General features: G+C 56.6%; 16 protein-coding genes, 5 tRNA genes and 2 rRNA genes. All 23 read left to right on the forward strand.

What is annotated here, in order from left to right:
• Positions 1-218: 218 nt before the first annotated feature.
• Positions 219-3,111 (forward strand): 23S ribosomal RNA (locus RE428_RS04190).
• Positions 3,112-3,205: 94 nt separating this feature from the next.
• A 5S ribosomal RNA gene (gene rrf, locus RE428_RS04195) occupies positions 3,206-3,321 on the forward strand.
• 469 nt (positions 3,322-3,790) lie between these two features.
• A complete protein-coding gene (locus tag RE428_RS04200; RefSeq protein ID WP_004580722.1) occupies positions 3,791-4,981 on the forward strand; it encodes a DUF6160 family protein in 1,191 nt (396 codons plus the stop codon).
• A 25-nt stretch (positions 4,982-5,006) separates the two neighbouring features.
• Positions 5,007-6,053 carry a hypothetical protein gene (locus RE428_RS04205; protein WP_004580723.1) on the forward strand — a complete coding sequence of 349 codons (1,047 nt, stop codon included), beginning with the start codon at positions 5,007-5,009 and terminating at the stop codon, positions 6,051-6,053.
• Positions 6,054-6,118: 65 nt separating this feature from the next.
• Positions 6,119-6,613, forward strand: a complete 495-nt coding sequence (locus RE428_RS04210; protein WP_115840308.1) for a hypothetical protein — start codon at positions 6,119-6,121, stop codon at positions 6,611-6,613.
• A 44-nt stretch (positions 6,614-6,657) separates the two neighbouring features.
• Entirely contained in the window at positions 6,658-9,027 is a 2,370-nt protein-coding gene (locus RE428_RS04215; RefSeq protein ID WP_115840236.1) for a DUF6160 family protein, read from the forward strand.
• 144 nt (positions 9,028-9,171) lie between these two features.
• On the forward strand, positions 9,172-10,140 hold the full coding sequence (birA, locus tag RE428_RS04220) for a bifunctional biotin--[acetyl-CoA-carboxylase] ligase/biotin operon repressor BirA (protein ID WP_004580726.1): 969 nt from the start codon (positions 9,172-9,174) through the stop codon (positions 10,138-10,140).
• Positions 10,137-10,871, forward strand: a complete 735-nt coding sequence (locus RE428_RS04225; protein ID WP_004580727.1) for a type III pantothenate kinase — start codon at positions 10,137-10,139, stop codon at positions 10,869-10,871. Before birA ends, RE428_RS04225 begins: the two co-directional genes overlap by 4 nt.
• Positions 10,872-10,885: 14 nt before the next feature.
• Complete coding sequence (locus RE428_RS04230) at positions 10,886-11,674, forward strand: hypothetical protein (RefSeq protein WP_154660744.1); 789 nt, start codon at positions 10,886-10,888, stop codon at positions 11,672-11,674.
• Between the two features lie 31 nt (positions 11,675-11,705).
• Positions 11,706-11,781: transfer RNA gene (locus tag RE428_RS04235), tRNA-Thr, on the forward strand.
• A 38-nt stretch (positions 11,782-11,819) separates the two neighbouring features.
• Positions 11,820-11,903 (forward strand) — tRNA-Tyr (locus RE428_RS04240).
• A gap of 11 nt (positions 11,904-11,914) precedes the next feature.
• A tRNA-Gly gene (locus RE428_RS04245) sits at positions 11,915-11,989 on the forward strand.
• A 22-nt stretch (positions 11,990-12,011) separates the two neighbouring features.
• A tRNA-Thr gene (locus RE428_RS04250) sits at positions 12,012-12,087 on the forward strand.
• Between the two features lie 53 nt (positions 12,088-12,140).
• Positions 12,141-13,337 (forward strand): elongation factor Tu, encoded by a 1,197-nt coding sequence (gene tuf / locus RE428_RS04255; RefSeq protein ID WP_338381166.1) that lies wholly within the window; start codon positions 12,141-12,143, stop codon positions 13,335-13,337.
• 21 nt (positions 13,338-13,358) lie between these two features.
• A tRNA-Trp gene (locus RE428_RS04260) sits at positions 13,359-13,434 on the forward strand.
• 34 nt (positions 13,435-13,468) lie between these two features.
• Entirely contained in the window at positions 13,469-13,837 is a 369-nt protein-coding gene (gene secE, locus RE428_RS04265) for a preprotein translocase subunit SecE (protein WP_004580730.1), read from the forward strand.
• Positions 13,838-13,849: 12 nt separating this feature from the next.
• Entirely contained in the window at positions 13,850-14,383 is a 534-nt protein-coding gene (gene nusG / locus RE428_RS04270) for a transcription termination/antitermination protein NusG (RefSeq protein WP_004580731.1), read from the forward strand.
• A gap of 101 nt (positions 14,384-14,484) precedes the next feature.
• On the forward strand, positions 14,485-14,916 hold the full coding sequence (rplK, locus tag RE428_RS04275) for a 50S ribosomal protein L11 (RefSeq protein WP_004580732.1): 432 nt from the start codon (positions 14,485-14,487) through the stop codon (positions 14,914-14,916).
• A gap of 1 nt (position 14,917) precedes the next feature.
• Positions 14,918-15,616 (forward strand): 50S ribosomal protein L1, encoded by a 699-nt coding sequence (gene rplA, locus RE428_RS04280; RefSeq protein WP_004580733.1) that lies wholly within the window; start codon positions 14,918-14,920, stop codon positions 15,614-15,616.
• A 254-nt stretch (positions 15,617-15,870) separates the two neighbouring features.
• Positions 15,871-16,401: a 50S ribosomal protein L10 gene (gene rplJ / locus RE428_RS04285; RefSeq protein ID WP_004580734.1), complete on the forward strand. Its 531-nt coding sequence runs from the start codon at positions 15,871-15,873 to the stop codon at positions 16,399-16,401.
• Positions 16,402-16,440: 39 nt separating this feature from the next.
• Entirely contained in the window at positions 16,441-16,818 is a 378-nt protein-coding gene (rplL, locus tag RE428_RS04290; protein ID WP_004580736.1) for a 50S ribosomal protein L7/L12, read from the forward strand.
• Positions 16,819-17,020: 202 nt separating this feature from the next.
• On the forward strand, positions 17,021-21,097 hold the full coding sequence (rpoB, locus tag RE428_RS04295) for a DNA-directed RNA polymerase subunit beta (RefSeq protein ID WP_004580737.1): 4,077 nt from the start codon (positions 17,021-17,023) through the stop codon (positions 21,095-21,097).
• Positions 21,098-21,174: 77 nt separating this feature from the next.
• The gene (gene rpoC / locus RE428_RS04300) at positions 21,175-25,389 is read left to right on the forward strand and encodes a DNA-directed RNA polymerase subunit beta' (protein ID WP_004580738.1); all 4,215 of its coding nucleotides are present in this window, start codon (positions 21,175-21,177) and stop codon (positions 25,387-25,389) included.
• Positions 25,390-25,408: the final 19 nt, after the last annotated feature.

The following is a 25,408-nucleotide window of genomic DNA, read 5'->3' on the forward strand; positions in this document are numbered from 1 at the left end:
AAGCGTTATCCGGTGTTAATCGTTGGGTTGCTTAATCTTGGATCAACCGCTGGCAGGACAAAAGGCTGCCGGCAGGTTTAATCGAGGCTGAAGGCGTCAGGCAAGGCGCAGGCTGAGTGAAGGAAGGCGCATACACACGTATGTAACTGACTGAACGAAGACTGCAGCGCGGCATGACGGTTTCAGACGAAGATTAAACAGTTGGTTTGGGGTTATATAGTCAAGCAACTAAGCGCATACGGTGGATGCCTTGGCAGTCAGAGGCGATGAAAGACGTGGAAGCCTGCGATAAGGCTCGGGGAGCTGGCAAACAAGCTGTGATCCGGGCATCTCTGAATGGGGAAACCCACCTGGTTTCGGCCAGGTACTGTGCACTGAATTCATAGGTGTACAGGGCGAACCGGGGGAACTGAAACATCTAAGTACCCCGAGGAAAAGAAATCAACCGAGATTCCCTCAGTAGCGGCGAGCGAACGGGGACTAGCCCTTAAGCTAGACAACTGGTAGGAGAAGGCTCTGGAAAGTGCCGCCATAGTGGGTGATAGCCCCGTATCCGAAACCTGAGTTTAGTGAAATCGAGTAGGTCGGCGCACGAGAAACGTTGACTGAATATGGGGGGACCATCCTCCAAGGCTAAATACTCCTGACTGACCGATAGTGAACCAGTACCGTGAGGGAAAGGCGAAAAGAACCCCTGTGAGGGGAGTGAAATAGATCCTGAAACCGTATGCGTACAAGCAGTCGGAGCACCTTCGGGTGTGACGGCGTACCTTTTGTATAATGGGTCAGCGACTTATGTTCAGTGGCGAGGTTAACCATCTAGGGGAGCCGTAGGGAAACCGAGTCTGAATAGGGCGATTTAGTCGGTGGACATAGACCCGAAACCGGGCGATCTATCCATGAGCAGGTTGAAGGTGCGGTAACACGCACTGGAGGACCGAACCCACTGTCGTTGAAAAGCCAGGGGATGACTTGTGGATCGGAGTGAAAGGCTAATCAAGCCCGGAGATAGCTGGTTCTCCCCGAAAGCTATTTAGGTAGCGCCTCGGACGAATGCCACTGGGGGTAGAGCACTGTTTCGGCTAGGGGGTCATCCCGACTTACCAAACCGATGCAAACTCCGAATACCAGTGAGTACTATCCGGGAGACACACGGCGGGTGCTAACGTCCGTCGTGAAAAGGGAAACAACCCAGACCGCCAGCTAAGGTCCCTAAATACCAGTTAAGTGGGAAACGATGTGGGAAGGCGAAGACAGCTAGGAGGTTGGCTTAGAAGCAGCCACCCTTTAATGAAAGCGTAATAGCTCACTAGTCGAGTCGGCCTGCGCGGAAGATGTAACGGGGCTCAAACTGGTTACCGAAGCTGCGGCTGCATACATTGTATGCGGGGTAGGGGAGCGTTCTGTAAGCCTGTGAAGGTGGATCGAGAGGTCTGCTGGAGGTATCAGAAGTGCGAATGCTGACATGAGTAACGATAATGCGGGTGAAAAACCCGCACGCCGGAAGACCAAGGGTTCCTGCGCAACGCTAATCGGCGCAGGGTGAGTCGGCCCCTAAGGCGAGACCGAAAGGTGTAGTCGATGGGAAACGGGTTAATATTCCCGTACCTCGCGTGACTGCGATGGAGAGACGGAGAAGGCTAGGTAAGCCGGGCGACGGTTGTCCCGGTTTAAAGGTGTAGGCAGAGGGCTTAGGCAAATCCGGGCCCTTAATGCTGAGACCTGATGACGACCGCCCATTGGGCGGGAAGTTACTGATGCCCTGCTTCCAGGAAAATCTTCTAAGCTTCAGGTCACGGGAGACCGTACCCCAAACCGACACAGGTGGTCAGGTAGAGAATACCAAGGCGCTTGAGAGAACTCGGGTAAAGGAACTAGGCAAAATGGTGCCGTAACTTCGGGAGAAGGCACGCCGGTGTGTAGGTGAAGCCCCTTGCGGGTGGAGCCGAAGCCGGTCGAAGATACCAGGCCCCTGCGACTGTTTATTAAAAACACAGCACTCTGCAAACACGAAAGTGGACGTATAGGGTGTGACGCCTGCCCGGTGCCGGAAGGTTAATTGATGGGGTTAGCATTCGTGCGAAGCTCTTGATCGAAGCCCCGGTAAACGGCGGCCGTAACTATAACGGTCCTAAGGTAGCGAAATTCCTTGTCGGGTAAGTTCCGACCTGCACGAATGGCGTAACGATGGGGGCGCTGTCTCTACCCGAGACTCAGTGAAATTGAAATCGCCGTGAAGATGCGGTGTATCCGCGGCTAGACGGAAAGACCCCGTGAACCTTTACTATAGCTTCACAGTGAACTTTGAGCATGCTTGTGTAGGATAGCTGGGAGGCTTTGAAGCGGTGACGCCAGTCATCGTGGAGCCAACCTTGAAATACCAGCCTGGCCTGTTTGAGGTTCTAACTTGGTCCCCTGATCGGGGATGAGGACACTGTGTGGTGGGTAGTTTGACTGGGGCGGTCTCCTCCCAAAGAGTAACGGAGGAGCACAAAGGTGGGCTAAGTACGGTCGGACATCGTACGGTTAGTGTAATGGCACAAGCCCGCTTGACTGCGAGACGGACAGGTCGAGCAGGTGCGAAAGCAGGTCATAGTGATCCGGTGGTTCTGTATGGAAGGGCCATCGCTCAACGGATAAAAGGTACTCCGGGGATAACAGGCTGATACCGCCCAAGAGTTCACATCGACGGCGGTGTTTGGCACCTCGATGTCGGCTCATCACATCCTGGGGCTGAAGCCGGTCCCAAGGGTATGGCTGTTCGCCATTTAAAGTGGTACGCGAGCTGGGTTTAGAACGTCGTGAGACAGTTCGGTCCCTATCTGCCGTGGACGTTGGAGATTTGAGGAAAGCTGCTCCTAGTACGAGAGGACCGGAGTGGACGAACCTCTGGTGTTCGGGTTGTCACGCCAGTGGCATTGCCCGGTAGCTATGTTCGGACAGGATAACCGCTGAAGGCATCTAAGCGGGAAGCCCCTTCCAAGATGAGATCTCCCTGGCCCCTCGAGGGCCCTGAAGAGCCGTTCAAGACCAGGACGTTGATAGGTCGGGTGTGTAAGCGCTGCGAGGCGTTGAGCTAACCGATACTAATTGCTCGTGCGGCTTGACTATATAACACCCAAGCCAACTGCGGATAACGCAGGAAATCGCTTCAGCTGAGCTTCGGCTCGCGCAATCTTGTCCCACCCAGTGGTCAACCTTTTTGCCTGACGACCATAGCGGTCCGGAACCACCTGATCCCATCCCGAACTCAGCAGTGAAACGGACCAGCGCCGATGGTAGTGTGGCTTCTGCCCATGCGAGAGTAGGTCATCGTCAGGCTCCCAATCCAAAACCCCAGTACGGCAACGTGCTGGGGTTTTTTATTGCCTGCAAGAAAGGACGACCTACGGCTATCCGCACCGACGCCGCCAGGCCGAGCGACCACGGCTCGGCCAGCAAAGCGCGGGGCCACCGTCTGCTGCCCATCGGGCTGCTGTTGCCGGGCGTCCTGGCGTCTCTACGCCTCCTCGTCTACATCCACTACCGATGCGGTTCGCTACGCTCACCAGATCCCACGAACAACCACAACTCCCAACCTACCACCAAAGGCCAATCTCACGTTCTGTCCGACAATCCCGACAAAGTCTTCAATCTGTGTCTCCGCGCACAGTGACAATTTGTAAATGCCCCTACACTTTGCATAAGAACTAACCAGAAGAACAACAACATTACTCAGAGACACTCATGCGTAGCAACTAATCTACAAGGCGGCTGATAACAACAATCCGCCGATGGGTGAGATGTCACTATGTTCAGAAAATACATTGCCGTGCCCATTGCCATGATGGCTACCGTCGTTGCCCATGCCGAGCTGAAGCCCATTTCGGACGAGGCGATGTCTGAAGTCACCGGCCAGGCCTTCGTGTCGGTCGATCGGCAATACCATCCTTCGCCGGATAACGATACATCCTACACGCGAGTGAATCTGGGGATGGACATCGAACTCCAGGCCAACGCGGATACCTTTGAGTTGGGTCGTTACGAGCGCGAAGGTGAGAAGGAGGGCTCATCGGATGTGCTCATTGATAATTTTTCGTTGGGCTATATCTACGATTCGGCTTATTTCGAGCGCAATCCCGATGCTGCTCGGCAGGTTAAGGCAGATGGTTCGCCGTACCGGGATGGGGAAATCGTTCCTTTCAAGATCTCCAATCCCTACTTCGAATTCGCCTACGATGAGGGAACCGAGGAAATTGTAGGCTTCCGTTTTGGCTTCGGCGAAGCTGAGGGAGTGCTTTCCGGCGCGATCCAGCAACTGACCGGCAATATAAGTATCGACATCCTGGATCGGGGCGAGGGGCTCGCCGCTGCTGATTCGCAGGGCAACCTTTTCGATCAAATGGTGGGTTTCCTGACGCCTGTATTGGCCGGCAGTAGTCCGCTGCGGACGAAAGCGAAGCTCGTTCAGGGAGATCCTGATCGACCAGATTACGGTGCGCTTGACCCGGTACGCTCTGAATACATTGGTGTACCCAATGGCGAGAGTTTCGTTCTCGAGGATGTGAACTTCCTGGTTGCTGGATTGATCGACATTATCTCGCCAACCCTCAGTTCAGAGCTCTATACCGAGAACTGTTCGTTGCTGAGTGGCTGCGATGTCGTGGTCGTAGCCCAACAATGTGAGGTGCTCGGCATCGAGGCGTGCTTCGATCTGGGAATCTACAACAGTATGCCGGTGGGCGAGATCGAAGAAGTTAATGGTCGGCGACAGATCACCGGGCCATCGGATGGCGCGTTTATCTCCATCCAAACCAAGGATTTGGAATACCTTGCCGATGTGGCGAAGACAAATCCAACGCCGGAGGATTTTATCAGGGCCACGGCCGGCGCGTTTTTCAATATCCCTAACGGCGCCGTCACCGTTAATTTGGAAGAGGCGTTGACGGGTATCGAAGGGCAGCGCCGCGAATATATCGACCGGGGCGTCGGTCTTTTTTGAGCGGCGCCTTGAAGGAGCGAAAGAGTTGAACTGGAACCTTTTCCATAAACCAGCCGCGTTGTTTGCCTGTCTGGTGCTTCCAGGCTGGGCCAGCGGGGAAATGCAGAGCCTGACCGAAACCGAATTGTCGGAGGTTGACGGCGCGGGCATTGGCCTGGTGTTGGAGGATTTCAAGTTTGCTCATGGAACGGATGTCGAAAATGGTCGGATCTTCAAGATCGGGGGCATCAAGAGTTCAGCGGGGGAGGATGTCGAGATCGTCGTCAACCAACTCTACATAGCTGGCGCCGACAGCAACTACGGCGAGACGCTGAACCCGGTGAACCTGGGGCGTCTGGTCAATCCGTTCAGCATCGACGTTATCGATGGTAATGACATTGGTGTGCCTGATAAGGCCGTTCTGCAATTCGCTGCACCGACGATGGTCGACCCAGCCGAGGGCTACGACTGCATGAATGCCTCTGCCACCGCCGGCTCCGGCCCTTGTGCGAGCCGACCGGTTGAAGCGGGCCTTCCCCAGGGGGAGCGACCGGATATAGGTATGCAAATGAACGTGAATGTGGGCGGCGACGATTCGGCAAACATCAACATCCATGCTCAGAGCGCGGTCATCGATGGTAGCTACCTTCGTTTGTGGGGCGACAACGAGCGACGCCAGATGGTGGGTCAGTTCAAGCTTAACTTCTACACGCCCGAGCTTTCCATCAACGCCTGTGACCAGCAAACGGCGGAGTGCGGTTCACGTATCGTTATGCGCCATTTCGCTCTGGAACTGGCGCTAGGCAACACCCTGCAGCCGATGTATCTCGACGTCGACGGTACCGGCAATTTTCTCATCGAGGTTGCCACTATCCGCCAACCGGCTCCGGGAGCCATCGGCGAAGATGGGCTTCGGGAAAGCAGCGATCCTGCAGCCTGGGATTTCTATGAGGACTACTACACCAACCCGGAGTACCGCAGCAGCCTGACGGTGGGGAACCTCAGTGTCGGGGATCGCGACTTCGGCTCTGGCCGGATCGAGGGCGTGTTGATCCAGCACCTTAAAATCCAGACCAAGGACCTCGCGCCGTGAACGCTTGGAATCGATTCTCGAAGTTGAGCCCAAAGTTCGTCTTCCCGATTTTGCTCGTTAGCGGCATGCCCGTCCACGCCGAACTCGACCGTCTGGACGACGGCGACTTGGCTGACATTTCCGGGCAAGGGGGCATCTATTTGTCGGGTGATATCAGCATCAACGAGAACGGTGGTCCTATCCAGAATACCTATTTTGGCAGCTGCTCTGAGGCGGAGAAACGTTGCGGCGCCCGTATCGCATATCGTTTGAAGGAAGATGGCGGCTGGATGGTGCTGGACGATATAAGGGGTAAGTTCTCTTTCGAAGGCCTCACGCTTCGTGTTCGCGCCATTGATTCCGGCTTTGGCGGCGATGGCACGTTGTTCAATCGAGATGTCCTTGAGATCGGGTTACCGAACATCGTTCGCTACGACTCGGTCCAGTTCAAATTGGCTACGAGCAGCACAGCCCGGCCGACAGACCCCGGCTTCCAGCAGACGGATATTTTTTCTGTCGAGATGCAGGGTGATGTCGTTCTGGAGGGCAATCTTCTCGTCTTTCCGACCGGTAACCCGTGATCATAAAGGAGGCCGTTGGAATGAGCGCTCGGGCAGCATGTTTCATGAAGCACCCTCTCGTTTTCGCCTTTGCGGCTTGTGGTTCGGTAGCTATGGCTGATCTACAGAGTCTCGACGACAGTGACATGGCAGGTATCAGTGCCCAAAGTGGTATCACCATGGAGCTGGACCTCGAGGCCACCGTGGGGCGCATCTCCTATTTTGACGATGGCAGCGGTATCCATCTGGATGGCTTCCGTATTGGATCTGCTACCGATCCAGAAGGTGAGGCCCGTCATGTCATCAAACTGGATATCCTCGCCGATGCCAGTCTTAATCTTGATTTCCTGGTGGAGGACCGGCGCCTCGAGTTCGCGGATGTACGGTTGGATGGCAGTCCGGACGTTAGTATGGGCGGTGTTTTTCTCGACCAGAATATGTCGGGCAGCCTCAATATAGCTCCTGGCGGAGCTCTCGGCCCGGAGGGATATACATTTAACGTAGCCTATGAAATGACCGACGGGCGGCTTGGCTATCGGACCAACGGAAATGAGGTTTTCCTCGATGGCGTCTCCATGGCTGTAAACGCGCCGGGTATCACCCTGGATGTGGTGGGCTCAGTGCTGGAGTTGCGCTCCCCATCGGTCACCGGAAGCTATAGCGTGGATGCGATTCGCTTCAGCGGCAATCCTGCGAATCATGGTGTCAGCGTCGACGCTACCAGTGGGGAATTGTTGGCGAGTTACGGTTCCCTGAGCAGTGACTTCGATATCTCCAGCCTGACAAAGATCGCTGCAGGCGGCCGGTTTGGGGACGAAGGGTTGCGAATCGACAGTGAGACTACGATCAACAGCGCTACCTTCATTTACCGGGATGACGGCAACCCGATTGCGCTTCGCGGAATATCCGGCTCATCGACAGTGAACAACCTGCGCCTCGATGTCGCTCCGGATTGGGATGATCGGCAGGGGCTCGCGTTAACAGTGGATTCCATTGCAGGTGACCTCAACATCGATCGGATCGAAATGGGTGCTAATGGCAAGAACCTCGGTCAGGTCAGTCTTGGCTACCTGTTCGCAGACCAAACCATCGACGGCCAAATCTATACCAACGCGCTGTACCTCCAGGGTGGCGGACACGCCGATGCCGGCCCACAAGGCTTGCGTTTGGCCGCCCAGTGGAGTCTCGCCGACGCCGACATTGCATATACAGAAGATGGCAACCGTGTGATTTTCAGCGGCTTACAGTCCTGGGGACAGGGCGACCTGACCGTGAACGTTACTCGCGAGGAGGTACTTGGGGGCACCCAGTTCTACGACGGTCTGCGTCTCGGTTTCGAGGGTGTGAAAGGCGGATACCGGCTGAACGGTTTGAGGGTTGGCGACGAGGATTCGCCCCTGCAGGGTGGGACTGAATTGCTTCTGGCGTTGGGTTTCTTTCCATCCTATGAATTCGAGATCGACGGCCATATTACGCTTGGAGCCGGCGGTGCTGAAGGTGAGGGGCTGACTATCAACTCTGATATGCAGATCCGCAATGGTCGCGCAGCAATCATCGCGGCGCCTTATGACGAAGGTGCCGGCGAGGTACCGCAGAAAGGGTTATGGGCCACGGAGCTGGACTACGATACGCATGTCCGCGATATGACGATCGATGTTACCGAAGACGGCCTTGCCATTATCAAGGGCGAGGTTTGGGGAACCATGGATATGGGGAATCTCCGTATCGGCAACAAGACCGGTGAGAGCTTCGGGCGATTCGTCGTACAGAACTACGAAAAAGGCAGCAGCATGACCATCACTCCCGGCGGCGCCGGTAACGTGTGCGTCGGCGGCTCGGGCGCAGATGCCTCCGCCTGCACAGCTTCTGGCGGTATGTGGGAAATGCGCGGTGAAGAGGGCGTGACTATTGCCATGAAGAAAATCCTCGCTCGGGCGATCAGCGAGACGAAACGCAACGCCTTTATCTGGGAAACCAATCGGACGATCGGCGCGAATGGCGCTGAGAATGGGACGGGGACGCAGTTGGTGCTAAACGATATCTATACCAGCGATGGCGTAGATGCGAATGGAGACGGCGTCGAAGACAATACCTTCGGTATCCAGACTGACCTCTCTGTGGACATTTACCAGACCAAGGTGGTTAAAAAGGACGATGGTGCCGATAGCAATGGCATTGTTGGCGATCGTGGAGATGAAAAGATCATGGATGCCTCGGCTCCGCTGGGGTATCGCTACGTAGCTGCCCCGAGCGAATCGGAGCGCGCCAATCGCCCCTTGGGTTTTGCAGTCCAAGCCCATTCCCGGTTCATGGAACTATCCATCAATAATATTGATCTGGTTCACCCGACTGGCGGTGCGGCGACGGCAGTCTACGGCGTCAAGATGCAGAATTTCGATATTGAGGCCAACCTGACCGCTACTCCGATCCAGTAGTGGTGAAGCAGGGCCTGTAAAGTCCGCCTCCCTTCTCTCCTGAACATGCGGTAACGAAAGGCGGGTGCTCCGCCTTTTGTTTTTTCTGCTGAGCTGTTGTTTAATCCGGCCATTGTTTCCATTCCCGCCTGGCGAGTTCTGCTCATGATAAAAGACAACGTGTTGCTTTCCCTGTTGGCCGATGGGGAGTGGCATTCCGGCGAAGACATGGCAAAGGCGCTGGGCGTCAGTCGCACGGCTATCTGGAAGCAGCTTAATCGGGTGATGGAGCAGGGGCTCGGCGTTGAGCGTGTCAGGGGTAAGGGATATCGCCTGGTAGATGAAGTGGATCTGATCGATCAGGAGGTCATTCTGCGACAACTGCCCGATGAACTGGCCGGTGATCTGCAGCTCGAGGTGTTCGGTGCAATCGACTCAACCAATGCGTACCTGATGCAGAACGCGGACGTGCCGGACAAGCGCGTACGCATCTGTATCGCTGATCAGCAGACCCAGGGACGAGGGCGGCGCGGGCGTGCTTGGTCCAGTCCAAGTGGGGAGAATGTTTATCTGAGCATGGCGCTACGACTGGCGGGTGGGTTTGCAGCGCTGGATGGATTGAGCCTGGTCGTGGGCGTCGCCGTCGCCCGGGCGCTTGAGCGTCTGGGCTTAAAGGAGGCATCTCTCAAGTGGCCCAACGACGTGTTGGTCGATGCCCGCAAGCTGGCAGGAATTCTCATCGAACTCCAAGGTGAGCTGGAGGGTGCGGCCCGTGTGGTTATTGGTATTGGTATCAATGTCCATATGAGTGATCGTGAGAAGCAGGTGGATCAGCCCTGGATAAGTCTCGATCAGGCTGCGCCATATGGGAACTGGAAGCGCAACGAGATCATCGGTGCGGTGATCGAGGAAACGTTGAGCGTCCTCCGGGGATTCGAGCAGGCCGGTTTCTCGGCTTACCGGGATGATTGGCAGTGTCGTGATGCGCTCCGTGGTGTAGCGCTTCGCACGGAACCGGATGGGGACGAAGGGATTGGCGCGGGGATCGATCGGTCCGGGGCCTATCTGCTCAATACAGCCGAAGGTGAGAAAGTGCTTCGTGCCGGCGAAATCAGTGTGCGGCGTCAGCTATGACACTGTTTATCGACGCCGGCAACACACGAATCAAATGGCGCCTCAAGCCTGAGGGCAGGCCTGCCCTTGAAGGTGTCGGCGTATTGACCGACCCGCAACTCTTCCAGGCCTTTGACGCACAGTCGGTAAACCGCATTGCCATATCTACCGTCATCTCCGAAGACGCGCGCAAGAAACTGCATCAACAACTCTACCGGGCACTTGGCGTCGAGCCCGTTTTCCACTGGACACAATCGTCCCAGTGCGGCGTTACCTGCGCATATGATCGGCCGGAAACCATGGGCGCTGATCGTTGGCATGCTTTGATTGGCGCCTGGAAGCAGGCAAAACGGGCTTTGCTCGTCGTGGATGCGGGAAGCGCGCTGACCGTTGATATCCTGGACGGCCAGGGTATGCATCGCGGTGGATATATCCTCCCAGGGCATCGGCTCATGCGTGAGTCACTTGAGAGTAATACGGCGCGCGTGCGGTTCGGCAAGGCATTGTCGCAGGATCCTTCACCAGGCAAAAGTACTGACGCTTGTGTCCGCAATGGGCTCAGTTGGTTGTTGCAAGCTCTGAGCATGCAACTGGACGCTTTGCGTAGGGCGCTGGGCATCGATGTCGATGCGGTTTTTCTGACAGGTGGCGATGCACCGGGGTTAATGCAGTTGGGTTTGGAGGGGTGCCTGCGACCCCAGCTCGTGCTCGAAGGGCTGGAAGCGGTTGATGCTGAGGTAACCGGTGTATGAGGTGGGTGGTCGTGTTGCTCATCCTGGTGAATGTTGCTCTGGTAATTGGTGTATCGCAGTGGTCATCTCCTGGCAAGCTGGATGTCGAAGGGGGAAGTGGCACGCTGCCAAGGGTCTCCGCCCTGAAGGTTGATCGTCCTGCACAACCTTCCGGGCGGGTGTCTGAGGCAGAAGTCGTGCCTGACGAGCCCGCGCGGCCGGATCACCCCCCGGAAAGCGCTGTGGCTGAGAACGTTGAGCCCGCTCATCAACAGCCAGCAGGGAAGGCTGAGCCGCTGAGCGACGCCGTCGCCGAGCCTGCTGAGGAGTCGGCGGCCATTTGCGGGCGAATCGAGGGTTTCGAATCGGAAGAGCAGACCCAAGGCTTCATAGCCAGCCATGAGTCGCTACTGAGCCGGACGGCAATCGTCGAGCAGACTAACCCCCGTCCGCCCTACCACTGGGTTATCATCCCGCCTTTGGAGTCGCGTTCGGTCGCGCTCAAGCGGCTGGCTGAATTCCAGCGCGCCGGCGTCGACAGCTATCTTGTTACCAAGGGCGAATACAGCAACGCCATCTCACTGGGGCTATTCGAGTCGGAGAGGCTGGCTCAAGAGCTAAACGCTCGTTTCCAATCAAGAAATGTCGAAACAGTACTGGTCAATAAGGACCGTAATCAGATAAGCTACGCCCTCGTTTTTGCGGTGGTCGCCCAGGCCGATCTGGATCGGGTGGTCCACGCTGCAGAGCGATATGCCGGAGATTTGAAATCGGTTGAAAATGCGTCCTGTGAAGGTGTTGCATCACCCGATAAAAATCCGTAGTATACCGGCCTCGCTGAACAGGCGAATGTGAGCTGGCGTAGCTCAGTTGGTAGAGCAGCTGACTTGTAATCAGCAGGTCGGGGGTTCGATTCCGTCCGCCAGCTCCACTTTAAGTTTTGAGTCCATGCAGTTGCTGCTTGGATTTGGAGGGGTTCCCGAGTGGCCAAAGGGATCAGACTGTAAATCTGACGCGAAAGCTTCGCAGGTTCGAATCCTGCCCCCTCCACCACTTAATTGCTCGCGGGCATCGTATAGTGGCTATTACCTCAGCCTTCCAAGCTGATGACGCGGGTTCGATTCCCGCTGCCCGCTCCAGATTAGGCAAGTTAAGTTGTGTGCTCATGTAGCTCAGTCGGTAGAGCACATCCTTGGTAAGGATGAGGTCACCGGTTCAATTCCGGTCATGAGCTCCATTATTTGTCCGGTCAACGTTGCTTATTGAAAGTTGATTAGGGAGATTGGTCGAATGTCTAAGGCAAAGTTTGAACGTAACAAACCGCACGTAAACGTGGGCACGATTGGCCACGTTGACCACGGCAAGACCACGCTGACCGCGGCGCTGACCCGCGTATGTCACGAAGTATGGGGTACCGGTGAGTCCCGTGCGTTCGACCAGATCGACAATGCTCCGGAAGAGCGTGCGCGTGGTATCACCATCGCGACCTCTCACGTTGAGTACGATTCTCCGACGCGTCACTACGCACACGTTGACTGCCCGGGTCACGCCGACTACGTAAAGAACATGATCACCGGTGCGGCGCAGATGGACGGCGCGATCCTGGTGTGTTCCGCAGCTGACGGCCCGATGCCGCAGACGCGTGAGCACATCCTGCTGTCCCGTCAGGTTGGTGTTCCCTTCATCGTCGTGTTCCTGAACAAGGCTGACATGGTCGATGACGAGGAGCTGCTGGAGCTGGTCGAGATGGAAGTGCGTGACCTGCTGAGCCAGTACGACTTCCCGGGCGACGATACGCCGATCATCACCGGTTCTGCGCTGATGGCGCTGGAAGGCAAGGATGACAATGAAATGGGTACTACCGCTGTGAAGAAGCTGGTAGAAGCCCTGGACGAGTACATCCCTGAGCCGGAGCGTGCGATCGATCAGCCGTTCCTGATGCCGATCGAGGACGTGTTCTCGATCTCTGGTCGCGGTACCGTTGTGACCGGTCGTGTTGAGCGTGGCATCATCAAGGTGGGTGACGAGGTTGAGATCGTGGGTATCCGCGATACCACCAAGACCACCTGTACCGGTGTTGAGATGTTCCGCAAGCTGCTGGACGAAGGTCGTGCGGGTGAGAACGTGGGTGTGCTGCTGCGTGGCACCAAGCGTGACGACGTTGAGCGTGGTCAGGTTCTGTGTGTGCCGGGCTCCATCAAGCCGCACACCAAGTTCGAGTCTGAAGTCTACGTTCTGAGCAAGGAAGAAGGTGGTCGTCATACTCCGTTCTTCAAGGGCTACCGTCCGCAGTTCTACTTCCGTACCACGGACGTGACCGGTGCTTGTGAACTGCCGGAAGGCGTTGAGATGGTCATGCCGGGCGACAACGTGAAGCTGGTTGCCACGCTGATCGCGCCGATCGCCATGGAAGAAGGCCTGCGCTTTGCGATTCGCGAAGGCGGCCGGACTGTTGGCGCAGGTGTTGTTTCCAAGATTATTGAATAAGCACCGGGCAAGTTTAGGTGCAGGCCAGTAGCTCAATTGGCAGAGCAGCGGTCTCCAAAACCGCAGGTTGGGGGTTCGATTCCCTCCTGGCCTGCCATTTTTAATCCTTGGGATACCAAAAGCTGATTCCTATGGAGTCTAAAGCAGAACAGACAACCGGCCGCTTCGATGCTCTGAAGTGGCTGGTTGTTTTTGTCTTAATTGCCGCCGGTGTCGTTGGCAACCTTTATTTTGGTGCTGAGTCGCTGCTTTACCGGGTTCTCGGCTTGGTCGCGCTCGCTGTGGTGGCTGCATTCGTAGCGCTGCAGACTGATCGTGGTCGTCGTTTTGCGCTTCTCTTGAAAGAGGCGCGCGTCGAGATTCGAAAAGTGGTGTGGCCCACGCGCCAGGAGCTTGTACAAACCACTTTCATTGTGGTCGTGTTTGTTCTGGTTGTCGCGCTGCTGCTGTGGGGTATGGACTCGTTGATCAGTTGGCTGGTCTCCGGGATTATCGGGTAACAGGAGAGAGCAATGGCCAAGCGCTGGTACGTCGTACACGCTTATTCCGGCTTCGAAAAGCACGTGATGCGCACTCTCCGCGAACGCGTTGCCCTGAATGGTCTGGAAGACAGGTTTGGTGAAATTCTCGTGCCGACCGAAGAAGTGGTCGAGATGCGGGAAGGTAAGAAGCGCAAGAGCGAGCGGAAGTTCTATCCTGGGTACGTTTTGGTCCAGATGGAAATGGATGACGAAACCTGGCACATGGTTAAGAACACGCCGCGCGTCCTCGGTTTCATCGGTGGTACCAAGGATAAGCCTGCGCCGATCACTGAGAAAGAGGCCGAGGCTATTCTTCGCCGTGTAGAAAGTGGTGTCGACAAGCCCAAGCCTAAAACGCTCTTCGAGCCAGGCGAAATCGTTCGCGTCATTGAAGGTCCGTTTGCCGATTTCAATGGCGTGGTGGAAGAGGTTGACTACGACAAGAGTCGTGTTAAAGTCGCCGTCCTAATTTTTGGTCGCTCAACACCTGTTGAGCTGGAGTTTGGTCAAGTCGAGAAAGACTGATCCACAGATTTTGGCGGGAAGCTCGCGCACTCTTGTGACGCGGGCTTTTTGTGTCTGAGAAAGGGGAGCCGAGAGGCGTTTGAACCCACTAGGAGTAAATCATGGCAAAGAAAATCGAAGCCTATATCAAGCTTCAGGTTGCGGCCGGTCAAGCTAACCCGAGCCCTCCCGTTGGTCCGGCGTTGGGTCAGCACGGTGTCAACATCATGGAGTTCTGTAAGGCGTTCAACGCGCAGACCCAGGGTATGGAACCAGGTCTGCCGACGCCTGTTGTTATCACTGTCTACAGTGATCGCAGCTTCACGTTTATCACCAAAACGCCGCCTGCGTCAGTCCTGCTGAAAAAGGCAGCTGGCCTCAAGAGCGGTTCAGCACGTCCGAACACCGACAAGGTCGGTACTGTAACCCGGGCGCAGCTTGAAGAAATTGCCAAGACCAAGGAGCCGGATCTGACGGCTGCCGACATGGACGCTGCAGTTCGCACGATTGCGGGTACTGCGCGTAGCATGGGTCTGAACGTGGAGGGTGTGTGAGATGGCTAAGCTGAGCAAGCGTCAAAAGCTGATTCGTGAAAAAGTTGACTCCACACGTTCCTACTCGGTCGACGAGGCGGTAGCTCTGCTGGTTGAACTGGGCGGAAACGTCAAGTTCAAGGAGTCCATCGACGTGGCCGTGAATCTCGGCGTTGATGCGCGTAAATCCGACCAGGTGGTTCGTAGCTCTACTGTTTTGCCGCACGGAACCGGCAAGTCTGTACGTGTTGCTGTCTTTACCCAGGGCGCCAATGCCGAGAAGGCAACGGCTGCCGGCGCGGACGTTGTGGGTATGGATGATCTGGCGGAAGAAGTTAAGAAAGGCAACATGGATTTTGACGTGGTTATCGCCACTCCGGATGCAATGCGTGTTGTTGGCCAGTTAGGTCAGATCCTGGGGCCGCGTGGCCTGATGCCGAACCCGAAGGTCGGTACCGTGACTCCAGATGTTGAAACGGCGGTAAAGAATGCCAAGGCGGGTCAGGTCCGTTACCGGACTGACAAGAACGGCATCATCCATGCCCCGTTGGGTAATGTTGAATTTCCTGCCCAGTCCATCAAGGAAAACCTTGAAGCACTGGTCGCAGACCTGAAAAAGGCCAAGCCGTCCACGGCGAAGGGCGTTTACCTGAAGAAGGTAACTCTGTCCTCCACCATGGGGCCGGGCCTCACTATCGATCAGAGCGGTCTGAGCATCTGATCCCTGTTCGATAGAACCTTTGTAGTCTAGGCGGAAGCCAAGGCTGTCAAAGACCGCAGGCCCCCGAGGCGCCCATGGGCGCTAAAGGGTTAAAGCAACGCCTGCGCAGACGGTGTGAAGACGTTCTCTGAACCCAAACACCGTATGGCGCCCCGAAAGTACTGAATGGGTAAGGGATCTTCCTCGATATTCGGTGCTGATAGGGGCTGAGATGGGTTTGCTGACAGCTGTCAGCGAAATCAAGGAGAAATCCAGTGGCAATTCGACTCGAAGACAAGAAGGCGATCGTCGCTGAAGTCAACGAGACTGCCAGTGGTGCTCTGTCTGTGGTCCTGGCCGACTACCGTGGTATCACCTCCGGTGATATGACGACCCTGCGTGCCAAGGCTCGTGCCGAGCAGGTTCGCCTGAAGGTTGTGCGTAACAACCTGGCGAAGCGTGCGATTGAAGGTACCGAGTTCGAGTGCATCCGGGAAGCGTTGGTTGGTCCGACCATTCTGGCATTCTCAATGGAAGATCCGGGTGCGGCTGCGCGCCTGCTCAAGGATTTTGCCAAAGAGAAAGAGGTGTTCGAAATCAAAGGTCTGGCTGTCGGCGGTGAGCTGATGGGTGCAGACCAAATCGATCGCCTGGCCAAGCTTCCGACGCGTCACGAAGCGCTTACGATGCTGGCCGCCGTTACACAGGCACCGATCACCAAGCTGGCACGGACCCTCAACGAAATTCCGTCGAAGGTTACCCGTGCTGTTGCGGCAGTTCGCGACCAGAAGCAAGACGCTGCTTGATTCTGTTGAATACGTTTTTTTTAACATTGGGAGAAAGTCATGGCTCTGTCTAACGAAGACATTTTGAATGCAATCGCCGAAATGAGCGTAATGGACGTTGTTGCGCTTGTTGAAGCTATGGAAGAGAAGTTCGGTGTTTCTGCTGCTGCAGCCGTTGCTGCTGCTCCGGCTGCTGCCGGTGGCGAAGCTGCCGCTGCTGAAGAGCAAACCGAATTTGACGTTGTTCTGACCGGTGCCGGTGAGAAGAAAGTTAACGTTATCAAGGCTGTTCGCGAACTGACAGGTCTGGGCCTGAAAGAAGCGAAGGAAATGGTTGATAGCGCTCCGTCCACCATCAAGGAAGCTGCTTCCAAGGACGACGCTGAAGAAGCCAAGAAGAAGCTTGAGGAAGCGGGCGCTTCAGTTGAGCTCAAGTAAGAGTTGGCTGTTGACCGCATAGGTGCCTTAGGCATGAAAATGGCTGGTGGCAAGAGTCACCGGCCTTTTTCTGTTGTATATGCTATAACCTACAGCCCGAGTCTTGTTCGAGACGGCGCAGTAAGCCGAGCAATTCGGCCCCGAAGCAGGTAAATGTTTGCTTCTTGATACCAGGTATCAGGTCTAAAGCTGGGGAATGCAGATGACTTACTCCTACACTGAGAAAAAGCGGATCCGCAAAGATTTTAGTAAATTGCCTTCCGTGATGGATGTCCCCTATTTGCTGTCTATTCAGCTCGATTCTTACCGGGATTTCCTCCAAATGGAAGCCGCTGCGGATGCGCGCCAGGAAACTGGTTTGCACGCGGCATTCAAATCCGTATTCCCGATTGTCAGTTACTCGGGCAACGCGGCGCTCGAATACGTGAGCTACCGCATTGGCGAGCCGGTATTTGATGTCAAGGAATGTCAGCTGCGGGGCGTGACCTACGCTGCACCGCTGCGAGTGAAAGTTCGCCTGATTATTTACGACAAAGAGTCGTCCAATAAGGCGATCAAGGATATTAAAGAGCAGGAAGTCTACATGGGCGAAATGCCCCTGATGACTGAGAACGGTACCTTCATTGTCAACGGTACTGAGCGCGTTATTGTTTCCCAGCTCCACCGTTCTCCGGGTGTGTTCTTCGATCATGACAAGGGCAAGACGCACTCTTCAGGCAAGCTGCTCTATTCAGCCCGGGTGATTCCTTACCGTGGTTCCTGGCTGGATTTCGAATTCGATCCGAAAGACAGCGTCTTTGTGCGGATCGACCGTCGCCGTAAACTGCCGGCCTCAATCCTGCTGCGTGCGCTGAACTTTACCTCCGAGCAGATGCTGGAGATGTTCTTCGATACCAGCAAGTTCCGCGTGGGTGAAGAGACCTGCATGCTGGAACTGGTGCCGAGCCGTCTGCGTGGCGATATTGCGACTTTCGATATCAAGGACCCCGATGGCAGCGTCATTGTCGAAGAAGGTCGCCGCGTAACCGCGCGCCATATTCGTCAGCTGGAAAAAGCGGGTATCAGCGAGCTGGAGGTGCCGACTGCGTACCTGTACGGCCGCGTGACCGCGCGGGATATTGTCGATGAGTCCACCGGTGAGTTGATCCTCGAGTGCAATACCGAGCTGACCGAAGACTCCGTGGAGAAGCTCCTCAAGGCTGGCATCAAGGACCTTGAGACCCTCTACACCAATGATCTGGACTGCGGTCCGTTCATGTCCGATACCCTGCGCAACGATCCGACCCGCAACCCGTTGGAAGCATTGGTCGAGATTTATCGCATGATGCGTCCGGGCGAACCGCCCACCAAGGAATCGGCTGAGAATCTCTTCAATAACCTCTTCTTCTCCGAGGAGCGTTATGACCTGTCCTCGGTTGGCCGTATGAAGCTGAACCGTCGGCTAGGTCGGGAGGAGTCCACCGGTCAGGGCACCCTGACCAACGACGATATTATCGATGTGTTGAAAACGTTGATCGCGATCCGTAACGGTCAGGGTAACGTCGACGATATCGACAACCTGGGTAACCGTCGTATCCGTTCGGTCGGCGAGATGGCTGAGAACCAGTTCCGCGTAGGTCTGGTTCGTGTTGAGCGGGCGGTCCGCGAGCGTCTGAGCCTGGCCGAGAGCGAAGGCTTGATGCCGCAGGACCTGATCAACGCCAAGCCGGTAGCGGCTGCCGTTAAGGAGTTCTTCGGTTCCAGTCAGTTGTCCCAGTTCATGGATCAGAACAACCCGCTGTCCGAGGTAACGCACAAGCGTCGTGTATCGGCCCTTGGTCCCGGTGGTTTGACCCGTGAACGTGCCGGCTTCGAGGTGCGTGACGTTCATCCGACCCACTACGGTCGCGTATGTCCGATCGAGACCCCTGAAGGTCCGAACATCGGTCTGATCAATTCGCTGGCAACATACGCCCGTACTAACTCCTACGGTTTCCTCGAGTCACCGTACCGGAAGGTTGTAGATGGGCTGGTTACCGACGATATCCAATACCTGTCGGCGATTGAAGAAAGCAACTACGTGATCGCCCAGGCGAGTGCGGCAACCGACGAGAACGGCAAGCTGGTCGACGAACTGGTCACCGTGCGGCACCAGAACGAGTTCACCGTAACTCCGCCGGAGAACGTCAACTTCATGGACGTGTCCCCGCGTCAGGTGGTTTCGGTTGCGGCGTCGCTGATCCCGTTCCTCGAGCACGATGACGCAAACCGGGCGCTGATGGGTTCGAACATGCAGCGTCAGGCGGTTCCGACCCTGCGTGCCGAGAAGCCTCTCGTAGGTACGGGTATCGAGCGTATCGTTGCCCAGGACTCCGGTGTCTGTGTGACTGCCCGCCGTGGCGGTACCGTTGAGAGCGTGGACGCGGCCCGTATCGTTATCCGTGTTAACGACGACGAGACTGAAGCCGGTGATGCCGGTGTGGATATCTATAACCTGACCAAGTACACCCGTTCCAACCAGAACACGTGTATCAACCAGCGGTCCATCGTTAAGCAGGGTGACAACATCGCCCGCGGCGACGTGCTGGCCGACGGTCCGTCCGTCGACCTGGGTGAGCTGGCACTGGGTCAGAACATGCGCATCGCGTTCATGCCCTGGAACGGCTACAACTTCGAGGACTCCATCCTGGTGTCTGAGAAAGTGGTCCAGGAGGATCGCTTTACAACGATCCATATCCAGGAACTGACCTGTGTGGCTCGCGATACCAAGCTGGGTAGCGAGGAAATTACCGCGGATATTCCGAACGTTGGTGAAAGTGCGCTGTCCAAGCTGGACGAATCCGGCATCGTGTACATCGGTGCTGAAGTTGGCCCCGGTGACATCCTGGTGGGCAAGGTGACGCCGAAGGGCGAAACCCAGCTCACGCCGGAGGAAAAGCTGCTGCGTGCCATCTTCGGTGAGAAGGCGTCCGACGTGAAGGACACCTCCTCTCGAGTGCCGACCGGTACGCGTGGTACGGTCATCGACGTACAGGTCTTCACCCGTGACGGTATCGAAAAGGACCAGCGCGCGCTGTCCATCGAGAAGGACCAGCTCGACCAGTTCCGCAAGGACCTGAAAGACGAGTACCGCATTGTCGAAGGCGCCACTTATGAGCGTCTGACCAGTGCCCTGAAGGATCAGGAAGTGATCAGCGGTCCTGGGTTGAAGAAAGGTGCCAAGCTGGATGAGGCGTTTCTCGCTGAATTGCCGCGGGACGACTGGTTCAAGCTGCGGATGAAGGACGAGGGGCTCAACGAGCTGCTCGAGAAATCAGAGCAAGGCCTGGAAGACCGTCGCAAGGTTCACGAAGAGCGTTTCGACGACAAGAAGCGCAAGCTTCAGCAAGGCGACGACCTGGCACCGGGCGTACTGAAAATCGTCAAGGTTTACCTGGCGATCAAGCGTCGCATCCAACCGGGCGACAAAATGGCCGGCCGTCATGGTAACAAGGGTGTTATCTCCGCCGTGATGCCGATTGAAGATATGCCATACGACGAGCAGGGCAACCCGGTCGACGTGGTTCTGAACCCGCTGGGCGTACCTTCGCGGATGAACGTCGGTCAGGTGCTGGAGACACACCTGGGCGCCGCGGCGAAGGGCCTGGGTCACAAGATCAATGCGATGATCGAGTCCCAGAAGAAGGTCGCGGAACTCCGCAACTTGCTGGGCGAGATCTACAACCACAGCGACAAGACATTCCCGGTACCTCTGGAGTCGCTGTCGGATGACGAAATCATGGAGCTGGCCAGTAACCTGCGCGAAGGTGTCCCCATGGCGACCGCGGTCTTCGACGGTGCCAAGGAAGAGGAAGTCAAGCGCATGCTGGAACTGGCGGACATGAGCACCAGCGGCCAGATCACGCTGTACGACGGCCGTACTGGTGATGAATTCGATCGCCCGGTAACCGTGGGTTACATGTACATGCTCAAGCTGAACCACCTGATCGATGACAAGATGCACGCCCGTTCCACCGGGTCGTACAGTCTTGTAACCCAGCAGCCGCTGGGTGGTAAGGCGCAGTTCGGTGGCCAGCGCTTCGGTGAGATGGAAGTCTGGGCCCTTGAGGCCTATGGCGCAGCTTACACGCTGCAGGAAATGCTCACCGTCAAGTCTGACGACGTGAACGGTCGGACCAAAATGTACAAGAACATTGTCGATGGCGACCATCGGATGGAGCCGGGTATGCCCGAGTCCTTCAACGTTCTTGTCAAGGAAATTCGCTCGCTGGGTATCGACATCGAGCTGGAGTCCGACTGAGCCGAATTGTTTTTTGGCAGCGTGAGCGGGCACGCCCAGTGCCCGCCCGAGATTAACGCCATCCGGAGCTGTTACTGATGAAAGATTTGCTGAATCTTCTCAAGAGCCAGAACCAGAAGCAGGAGTTCGACGCCATCCGAATCGGATTGGCTTCTCCTGACATGATTCGTTCATGGTCCTTCGGTGAAGTGAAAAAGCCGGAGACCATCAACTACCGTACGTTCAAACCTGAGCGTGACGGTCTTTTCTGCGCCAAGATCTTTGGTCCGATCAAGGACTACGAGTGCCTGTGTGGTAAGTACAAGCGTCTGAAGCACCGTGGCGTCATCTGTGAAAAGTGCGGCGTTGAAGTTGCGCTTGCCAACGTCCGTCGCGAGCGCATGGGACACATCGAGCTCGCCAGCCCGGTGGCCCATATCTGGTTCCTCAAGTCGCTGCCGTCGCGCATCGGCCTGATGCTGGATATGACCCTGCGTGATATCGAGCGCGTGCTGTACTTCGAGTCCTTTATCGTTATCGAGCCGGGCATGACCACTCTGGAGCGTGGCCAGCTGCTGAATGACGAACAGTACTACGAAGCGCTGGAGGAGTTCGGTGACGAGTTCGATGCCCGCATGGGGGCTGAAGCCGTTAAGGCCCTGCTGGAAGATATCGACCTCCAGGGCGAAGTCGACCAGCTGCGCGAGGAAATTCCGCAGACTAACTCCGAAACCAAGATCAAGAAGCTGAGCAAACGCTTGAAGTTGCTCGAAGCGTTCCTGTTCTCCGGTAACCGTCCGGGCGACATGATCATGACCGTACTTCCGGTCCTGCCGCCGGATCTGCGTCCGCTGGTGCCGCTCGATGGCGGTCGTTTCGCAACGTCCGACCTGAACGACCTGTACCGCCGGGTTATCAACCGCAACAACCGCCTCAAGCGCCTGCTCGAGCTCAACGCGCCGGATATTATCGTGCGCAACGAAAAGCGGATGCTGCAGGAAGCGGTTGACGCGCTGCTGGACAACGGTCGTCGCGGCCGTGCCATTACCGGTACCAACAAGCGTCCGCTGAAGTCCCTGGCTGACATGATTAAGGGTAAGCAGGGCCGTTTCCGCCAGAACCTCTTGGGTAAGCGGGTCGACTATTCCGGTCGTTCGGTTATCGTGGTCGGTCCGTACCTTCGGCTGCACCAGTGTGGTCTGCCCAAAAAGATGGCGCTGGAGCTGTTCAAGCCCTTCATCTTTGCCAAGCTCGAGCACCGTGGACTGGCGACCACGATCAAGGCGGCCAAGAAGATGGTTGAGCGCGAGGAAGCCGTGGTCTGGGACATCTTGGACGAGGTTATCCGCGAGCATCCGATCCTGCTGAACCGTGCGCCGACCCTGCACCGTCTGGGTATCCAGGCGTTTGAGCCGGTGCTGATCGAAGGTAAGGCCATCCAGCTGCACCCGCTGGTCTGTGCGGCCTACAACGCCGACTTCGACGGTGACCAGATGGCGGTCCACGTACCGCTGACCCTGGAAGCCCAGCTCGAAGCCCGTGCGCTGATGATGTCCACCAACAACGTGCTGTCGCCGGCTAACGGTGAGCCAATCATCGTGCCGTCCCAGGATGTTGTACTGGGTCTGTACTACATGACTCGTGAGCGCAAGAACGCTCAGGGTGAAGGCCGTGTTTTCGCCGATACCAAGGAAGTTCATCGTGCCTACGGTGCCGGCAAAGTGGATCTTCAGGCCAAGATCAAGGTTCGCGTCAAGGAAGTCGTGCGCGACGAGGAAACCGGCGAGTTGAGTGAAAGCTACAACATCGTCGACACCACCGTCGGTCGTGCGTTGCTGTTCGATATCGTGCCGGATGGTATGCCGTTCGAGATCGTCAACAAGCCGATGGTCAAGAAGGCAATCTCCAACCTGATCAACGTGTGCTACCGCACCGTGGGTCTGAAGGAGTCTGTCATCTTCGCCGACCAACTGATGTACACCGGTTTCCATTATGCAACCGTGTCTGGTACGTCCATCGGCGTGAACGACTTCGAAATTCCGCCCGAGAAGTACGAGATGATCAGTGCGGCAGAGGACGAGGTACTGGAGATCGAATCCCAGTATGCCTCTGGTCTGCTGACGCAGGGCGAGAAGTACAACAAGGTGATCGACATCTGGTCCCGTGCCAATGACAAGGTGTCCAAGGCGATGATGGAGCGCCTCTCGAAAGAAGAGGTGTTCGATGCGGAAGGCAAGCCGCTCAAGGATGACGATGGCGAAACGGTTTACCAGGAGTCTTTCAACTCCGTCTACATGATGGCAGATTCCGGTGCGCGGGGTTCCGCTGCCCAGATCCGTCAGTTGGCCGGTATGCGGGGGTTGATGGCGAAGCCGGATGGCTCGATCATCGAGACGCCGATCACTGCGAACTTCCGTGAAGGTCTGAACGTACTCCAGTACTTCATCTCGACCCACGGTGCGCGTAAGGGTTTGGCTGATACCGCACTGAAGACCGCGAACTCCGGTTACCTGACCCGTCGTCTGGTGGATGTCTCCCAGGATCTGGTGGTGACCGAAAATGATTGCGGCACCGACGAAGGTCTGTTGATGACGCCGCACATCGAAGGCGGCGACGTTGTCGTACCGCTGGGCGATCGTGTGCTGGGTCGAGTTACCGCGCGTGATGTTTTCACGCCGACCGACAAGGAAAACGCTGTCGTACCGTCAGGTACGCTGCTGGACGAGAAGACCATCGAAATGGTCGAGCGTGCCGGTGTGGATGAGATCTGGGTGCGCTCTGCGATCACCTGTGACACCAAGCACGGCGTCTGCTCCATGTGTTACGGACGCGACCTGGCACGTGGTCACCAGGTTAACGTCGGTGAGGCCGTCGGTGTCATCGCAGCCCAGTCCATCGGCGAGCCGGGTACCCAGCTGACGATGCGGACGTTCCACATCGGTGGCGCGGCGAGCCGGGCGTCTGCGGTGGACAACATCCAGGTCAAGCATGGTGGTACCGTGCGTCTGCACAACCTGAAGTCCATCGAGAAGGCTGACGGTACGTTGGTCGTGGTCTCGCGTTCTTCTGCGTTGGCAATCGCCGACGAGCAGGGTCGTGAACGTGAGTGGTACAAGCTGCCTTACGGCGCCATGCTGTCGGTGAAGCAGGGCGATGTGGTGGATGCCGGCGCAGTTGTCGCCAAGTGGGACCCGCATACCCACCCAATCATCGCTGAAGGGAACGGGACGGCGCAGTTCGTCGGTATGGACCAGGGCATCACTGTCCGCACCCAGACTGATGAAATGACTGGCTTGTCCACGGTTCAGGTAATTGACCCGAAAGAGCGTCCTGCAGCGGGCAAAGACATCCGTCCGATGATCCAGTTGGTCGATGAGAAGGGTGAGGAAATCGTTCTGCCAGGCGGCAGCCCGGCGCAGTACTTCCTGCCGGCTAACGCGCTGGTCACCCTGAGCAACGGGGGCAAGGTCGAAATTGGTGATGTTGTTGCCCGTATCCCACAGGAAAGCTCGAAGACCCGGGATATCACCGGTGGTCTGCCGCGGGTTGCCGACTTGTTCGAGGCGCGTCGTCCGAAGGAGCCGTCCATTCTGGCGGAAATCACCGGTACCGTGTCCTTCGGTAAAGAGACCAAGGGTAAGAAACGTCTGGTGATCACGCCGAAGGATGGCGATCCGTACGAGGTGTTGATTCCGAAGTATCGCCAGCTCAACGTCTTCGAAGGTGAGACTGTTGAAAAGGGCGAGGTTATCGCGGATGGTCCTTCCAACCCGCACGATATCCTGCGCCTGCTGGGTGTGGTGGAACTCGCCAAGTACATCACCAACGAGATCCAGGACGTCTACCGCCTGCAGGGCGTTGTGATCAACGACAAGCACATCGAGGTTATCGTACGTCAGATGTTGCGTAAGGTTGAGATCATCGACGCGGGCGATACCGCCTTTATCGCCGGTGACAACGTTGAGTACCACCAGGTGATCGAAGAGAACGCCAAGGCAGATGCCGAAGACAAGCAGCCGGCCAAGTTCGAGCGCCTGCTCCTCGGTATTACCAAGGCATCCCTGGCGACCGACTCCTTCATCTCGGCGGCGTCGTTCCAGGAAACCACCCGCGTGCTCACCGAGGGCGCGGTCACGGGCAAGCGGGATTATCTGCGCGGCTTGAAGGAAAACGTTGTCGTAGGCCGACTGATTCCGGCAGGTACCGGTCTCGCCTATCACAGCGAGCGTCGTCGCAAGCGCGATACTGCTGAAAGCCAGGGTGTAACGGCTGAAGATGTGGTAGAAGCGCTGAGCGCGGAGCTGAATCGCTAGGTCCGGAAAGTACGGATAT

The sequence above is a fragment of the Marinobacter nanhaiticus D15-8W genome (assembly GCF_036511935.1).
Taxonomy (GTDB): domain Bacteria; phylum Pseudomonadota; class Gammaproteobacteria; order Pseudomonadales; family Oleiphilaceae; genus Marinobacter_A; species Marinobacter_A nanhaiticus.

Coding starts and splice junctions, on each gene's coding strand:
- tuf (WP_338381166.1), top strand. CDS start 12,141: ATGTCTAAGGCAAAGTTTGAACGTAACAAACCGCACGTAAACGTGGGC.
- rplA (WP_004580733.1), top strand. CDS start 14,918: ATGGCTAAGCTGAGCAAGCGTCAAAAGCTGATTCGTGAAAAAGTTGAC.
- RE428_RS04210 (WP_115840308.1), top strand. CDS start 6,119: ATGCCCGTCCACGCCGAACTCGACCGTCTGGACGACGGCGACTTGGCT.
- rplL (WP_004580736.1), top strand. CDS start 16,441: ATGGCTCTGTCTAACGAAGACATTTTGAATGCAATCGCCGAAATGAGC.
- birA (WP_004580726.1), top strand. CDS start 9,172: ATGATAAAAGACAACGTGTTGCTTTCCCTGTTGGCCGATGGGGAGTGG.
- nusG (WP_004580731.1), top strand. CDS start 13,850: ATGGCCAAGCGCTGGTACGTCGTACACGCTTATTCCGGCTTCGAAAAG.
- rpoB (WP_004580737.1), top strand. CDS start 17,021: ATGACTTACTCCTACACTGAGAAAAAGCGGATCCGCAAAGATTTTAGT.
- secE (WP_004580730.1), top strand. CDS start 13,469: ATGGAGTCTAAAGCAGAACAGACAACCGGCCGCTTCGATGCTCTGAAG.
- RE428_RS04200 (WP_004580722.1), top strand. CDS start 3,791: ATGTTCAGAAAATACATTGCCGTGCCCATTGCCATGATGGCTACCGTC.
- RE428_RS04215 (WP_115840236.1), top strand. CDS start 6,658: ATGAAGCACCCTCTCGTTTTCGCCTTTGCGGCTTGTGGTTCGGTAGCT.
- RE428_RS04225 (WP_004580727.1), top strand. CDS start 10,137: ATGACACTGTTTATCGACGCCGGCAACACACGAATCAAATGGCGCCTC.
- rpoC (WP_004580738.1), top strand. CDS start 21,175: ATGAAAGATTTGCTGAATCTTCTCAAGAGCCAGAACCAGAAGCAGGAG.
- rplK (WP_004580732.1), top strand. CDS start 14,485: ATGGCAAAGAAAATCGAAGCCTATATCAAGCTTCAGGTTGCGGCCGGT.